Raw genomic sequence first — 4,754 nt, forward strand, 5'->3', positions numbered from 1 at the left:
AAGCGACGTTTCAGCGGCGCTCCTGCCGCCATAGCAGGAACAAGGCAAACAGCAGCAGGCTGACCGATGGCAGCGTGGCAACGGCGGCCGGCGGCCAGTCATACAGCAGACCAAAGCGCGCGGTCAGTACATTGACGAAGTAAAAGCCCAGGCCAAGCATGATGCCGACGAACAGCTTGATGCCGATGCCGCCCGAACGCCGGTTGGCGTGGGCAAAGGGCAGGGCGATGATCAGCATGGCAATGCAGATGAAGGGATAGGTCAGCTTGGTCCACAGGGCAATGTCGAAGCGGCTGGTCTTTTGCTGGTTCTTGCGCAGGTTCTCGATATAGTCGAGCAAGCCGGCAATCGGCATCTGCTCCGGTGCCACCATCAGCACCGCCAGCATATCGGGCGTCAGCACCGCGTGCTGCCAGATGTAGTTGGGAATATGGTCAAGCTTGACCGAGTTCGCATCAAAGCGGGTCAGGGTGATATTGCTGAGCAGCCAGTTGCGGCTGGCCGGCTGCCAGTAGCCATGTTCGGCATAGCCGTAATAGTTGAGGCGCCGGTTAGCGTCGAACTGGTAGACGTTGACGTGGCGCAAGGTCTGGTCGGGCAGGATCTGCCGCACATTCACAAAGCTGTTGTCGTCCTTGAGCCACACGCCGGAGCGGTTGTCGGTCGCCACCACCTGGCCCTTGGCCTGCAGGCGCAGCTGGGTAGCGGCCCGCTCCGAACTGGGTGCCAGGTATTCGCCGACCAGCAAGGTGGCAAGTGCGAACAGCAGGCCGGCCGTAGCCAGGATGCCCAACACGCGGCGGATCGACAGGCCGCCGACCCGCATCACCGTGTATTCGGTGTGCTGGTTGAGCATGCTCATGGCCACCATGCCGCCGATCAGTGCGGCAATCGGCATGAATTCATAGGCATGGCGCGGCGCCAACAGGACGACATAGATCAGCATGCGGCCAAAGGTGTAATTGCCCTTGCCGAGACTGCCCAGCTCATTGATCAGATCAAAAAACAGGAATAAGCCGATCAGCGCGATCAGCACATACAGGCTGGTCAGCGTGACTTCGCGAATGATGTAGCGGCTTAATGTTTTCATCCACGAGGCCTCGCGCGCCACTGAAACAACGCTACGACCAGCAGCAGTACTGCAATATGCAGCGGCCACATACCAAGCCAGGCCGGCATGCGGCCGGAGGCCAGCCAGCTTTCATTGAGGTTGATCAGATTGTTGTAAATGGAAAACAGCAGGCCGGCCGCCACATAGTTGAAGGTGCGGCCGATACGCGGATTGACCTGGGCGAGCGGTATCGCCAGCAGGGCCAGCAATACGGCGGCGATCGGAATGGCAAGGCGCCAGCTCAGCTCTGCGCGCTGCTCGGCCTGATTGCTTTGCCAAAGCAGCAAGGATGGTGTGGCGGATATCGCGGTGTTCACCGGACGACGCTCATGCTCGTCGATGCGGATGCGGCTCTCGCCAAACTCCACCACCCGGTAATTGGCGTGGCCGGGAATGCCCTCGTAGCTGCGGCCGTTACGCAGCACCATAAAGCGCTGGCCGTCTGCATGGGTATCGAGATAGCCCTCGGCGGCAACGGTCAGCGTTTGTTTTTCCTTGTTCTGGGATTGCACGAACACATTGCGCGCCGCGCCATTGCTGCCGGTGAAGTTCTCGATGAAATACACCTTGTCGCCATCGGATGACTCTTTGAAGAGCCCCGGCGCTACCGAGGACAGGTCATCACGCGAGGCAACATGTTCGCGGTATTCCTGGCTCTTTTGCCGCGCCCACGGCGTCAGTCCGAGGCTGAGCAGGGCGGCAAGCAGCGCCATCGGAATGGCGAAGGTCAGCACCGGCCGTATCCATGCAGTCATCGGCAGGCCAGAAGACAGCCACACCGCCATCTCGTGATCGCGCCAGGCGCGGCTCAGTGCGGTGAGGACGGTGACGAACACGGTAACCGACAGCAGCCAGGGCATGGTGGCTAGCACATTGAAGCCGATCAGGCCGATCACCGATGAGGAGGAAATGCTGCCGCTGGCTGCCAGGGTCAGCAATTTGGAGCTGCTGCTGACCAGCAAGATGCCGAGCAGGACAAAGAACAGCCCGGCGGACAGCACGCCGAATTCGCGCAGCATGGCGCGCTCGAACAGACGTTCCGACGGAATACAGTGACGAAGTAGTGGAATTTTTGCGCTGGATGGCACGGCGTTTTGACTTTTGTCGAACGAATTCGGAAAATCGCTCGAATTTACCGGGTTATTCTGCGTTCCTGCCAGAAGCAGGGGCGCTTTCAATTTATGCAGCTGACGGACCGATCGCCAATCCCGGCGGTTGCCGCGCCGCGATCTTACAGGAGTCCTCCGTGGAAATCATTGCCAAGCAAGCCAGTGCCGACAAGCATAAGGCCAGTGTATTGGTGCTCGCCGTTCGTGATGGCAAGCTGACTGCCAGTGGCAGCGCCGTTGACAAGGCTGCGGCCGGCCAGCTTTCCGCTGTCATCAAGCTTGGTGATCTCGAAGGCAAGGCCGGCAGCACCGTGCTGCTGCACAAGCTTGCCGGCGTAGCCGCCGAGCGCGTCGTGCTGTTGAGCGTCGGCAGTAGCGACAAGGACTATCGCGATGCTGCACGCGCTGCTGTGCGCGCGGCAACGGCCGCCGGCGGCGAGCTGGCGCTGGCCTTGCTGGAAGCAGCGCCGGCTGGCCGCGATGCTGCCTGGGCTGCTGAAGAGCTGGCCGTGGCCGCATTTGATGCCAGCTACAAATACGACACCACCAAGAGCAAGAAAGACGACAAGCCAGGCATCAAGAAGGTCAGCCTGTTGGTCGCCAAGGGTGAAGAGAAGGCCGCCGAGGCTGGTATTGCCGCTGGTACCGCGCTGGGCGAAGCGATCAATCTGGGCAAGGACCTGGGCAATCTGCCGCCGAACTTCTGTACTCCTACCCACCTGGCCAATACCGCTAAGAGCATTGCCAAGCAGTTCGGCATGAAGGTGGAAGTGCTGGAACACGCCGATGTCGAAAAGCTCGGCATGGGTTCGTTTATCTCGGTGGCCAAGGGTTCGACCGAGCCATTGAAATTCATCGTGCTCAAGCATGAAGGCGGTGCCAAGGGCGATAAGCCGGTGGTGCTGGTGGGCAAGGGCATCACCTTCGACTCGGGCGGCATTTCGCTCAAGCCGGGCGAAGGCATGGATGAAATGAAATACGACATGATGGGCGCCGGTTCGGTGATCGCCACCATGCATGGCGTTGGTCGCGCCAAGCTGCCGCTGAATGTGTATGCGGTGGTTGCCACCTGCGAGAACATGCCGGCCGGCAATGCCAGCAAGCCGGGCGATGTGGTCACCACCATGAGTGGTCAGACGGTGGAAATTCTCAATACCGATGCCGAAGGCCGTTTGATCCTGTGTGATGCGCTGACCTATACCGAGCGTTTCGAGCCAGCCGCCGTGGTTGACGTCGCCACCCTGACCGGCGCCTGCGTGATTGCGCTGGGCCACCATGTCACCGGCCTGTACGCCAACAAGGATGCGCTGGCGCAAGAGTTGCAAGCGGCTGGCGAGCAAGCGGGCGACCGTGCCTGGCAGATGCCTTTGTTCGACGAATACCAGGATTCGCTCAAGTCCAACTTCGCCGATATCGCCAATATCGGTGGCCGTCCTGGCGGCTCGATCACCGCTGCCTGCTTCTTGTCGCGCTTCACCAAGAAATACGACTGGGCACATCTGGATATCGCTGGCACCGCCTGGAAATCGGGCCCGGCCAAGGGTGCCACCGGCCGTCCGGTGCCTTTGCTGACCCAGTTCCTGCGTGGCCGTGCTGCGGCCGCTGCCGCTGTGGCCAAGCCAGCAGCCAAGGCTGCGCCGAAAGCGGCTGCCAAGGCGGTCGCCAAACCGGCAACGCCTGCAGCCAAACCGGCAGCGGCCAAGCCAGCCGCAGCCAAGCCAGCCGCAGCCAAGCCAGCGGCAGCCAAGCCTGCCGCGAAGCCCGCCGCAGCGAAACCGGCCGCCAAGCCGGCAGCAAAGAAGAAGTAAGTGACACAGCACACCCGGGTCCGCTTTTACTTCAATGTCGCCGGCTACGACTCGGCTTTGCGCCAGTTGCTTGGCAAGGCTTGGCGATATGGGCTGACCGTCGGTGTGCTGACCGAGTCAGCGCCTGCCTGCCAGGCGCTTGACCGCATGCTGTGGGAGGAGCCGAACACCGGCTTTCTCCCGCATTGCCTGGCGGGTAGTCCGGTCGCGGCGCAAACGACAATCTGGCTGGCGCATCAGCTCGATGCGCTACACGGGCGGCAGGTGCTGTTCAATCGCTCGGGTCAGGATGTCCTGCCCGGCTTTGCCGGTGAGCAGCTGGTGGAGCTGGTTGCCCGTGGCGATGAGGAGGGGGCCGAGCAGGCGCGTCAGCGCGTAAGGCGCTATCGTCAAGCCGGATACGAAGTCGAATTTACCGATATGGCAACTCACCATGGCTGAAGACCCGCTCGCCCCGTTTGAATTTGACGACACCAAGCCGCCAGCGCTGTTGGGCAAGATGGATGCCCTGATTGCCCGCCATCGCGGCAGCGGCCCGGATCTGAGCGTGCCGGTACTCACCGACTTGGCACCTGCGGCAGGGGCGGGCGCCATACCGGTGCTCACCGAGGTGGACCCCATCATCGGCGATGAGCTGATGTTCACCCCCGAGGAAATCCGCCCCGACGATTTCGCCCCGCCGCCCGAGCCAAGGCCACCAGCGCCGGTGCCACCGGCGCCGCCGGG

At 61.9% G+C, this 4,754-nt stretch carries 5 protein-coding genes; 3 read left to right on the plus strand and 2 right to left on the minus strand.

What is annotated here, in order from left to right; translation table 11 throughout:
- Positions 1–10 precede the first annotated feature (10 nt).
- Both lptG and lptF read right to left on the minus strand, forming a co-directional pair.
- The gene (lptG, locus tag ACE3OH_RS19505; RefSeq protein ID WP_374357103.1) at positions 11–1,090 is read right to left on the minus strand and encodes an LPS export ABC transporter permease LptG; all 1,080 of its coding nucleotides are present in this window, start codon (positions 1,088–1,090) and stop codon (positions 11–13) included.
- Entirely contained in the window at positions 1,087–2,199 is a 1,113-nt protein-coding gene (gene lptF / locus ACE3OH_RS19510) for an LPS export ABC transporter permease LptF (protein WP_374357105.1), read from the minus strand. Before lptF ends, lptG begins: the two co-directional genes overlap by 4 nt.
- A gap of 158 nt (positions 2,200–2,357) precedes the next feature.
- Between lptF and ACE3OH_RS19515 the strand changes: the two genes are divergently transcribed.
- From ACE3OH_RS19515 to ACE3OH_RS19525, 3 genes are all read left to right on the plus strand, one after another.
- Positions 2,358–4,028 (plus strand): leucyl aminopeptidase, encoded by a 1,671-nt coding sequence (locus ACE3OH_RS19515; protein WP_374357107.1) that lies wholly within the window; start codon positions 2,358–2,360, stop codon positions 4,026–4,028.
- A complete protein-coding gene (locus tag ACE3OH_RS19520) occupies positions 4,029–4,469 on the plus strand; it encodes a DNA polymerase III subunit chi (protein ID WP_374357109.1) in 441 nt (146 codons plus the stop codon).
- Positions 4,462–4,754 (plus strand): hypothetical protein (locus ACE3OH_RS19525; RefSeq protein WP_374357111.1); only part of this gene is annotated, 293 nt, incomplete at its 3' end. The genes ACE3OH_RS19520 and ACE3OH_RS19525, both read left to right, overlap by 8 nt.

Origin of the sequence: Chitinimonas sp., from assembly GCF_041904975.1 — a bacterium.
Classification (GTDB): Bacteria; Pseudomonadota; Gammaproteobacteria; order Burkholderiales; family Chitinimonadaceae; genus Chitinimonas.

Excerpts from the sequence above, each read along its gene's own strand:
- lptG (WP_374357103.1), bottom strand. The coding sequence starts at position 1,090 with ATGAAAACATTAAGCCGCTACATCATTCGCGAAGTCACGCTGACCAGC.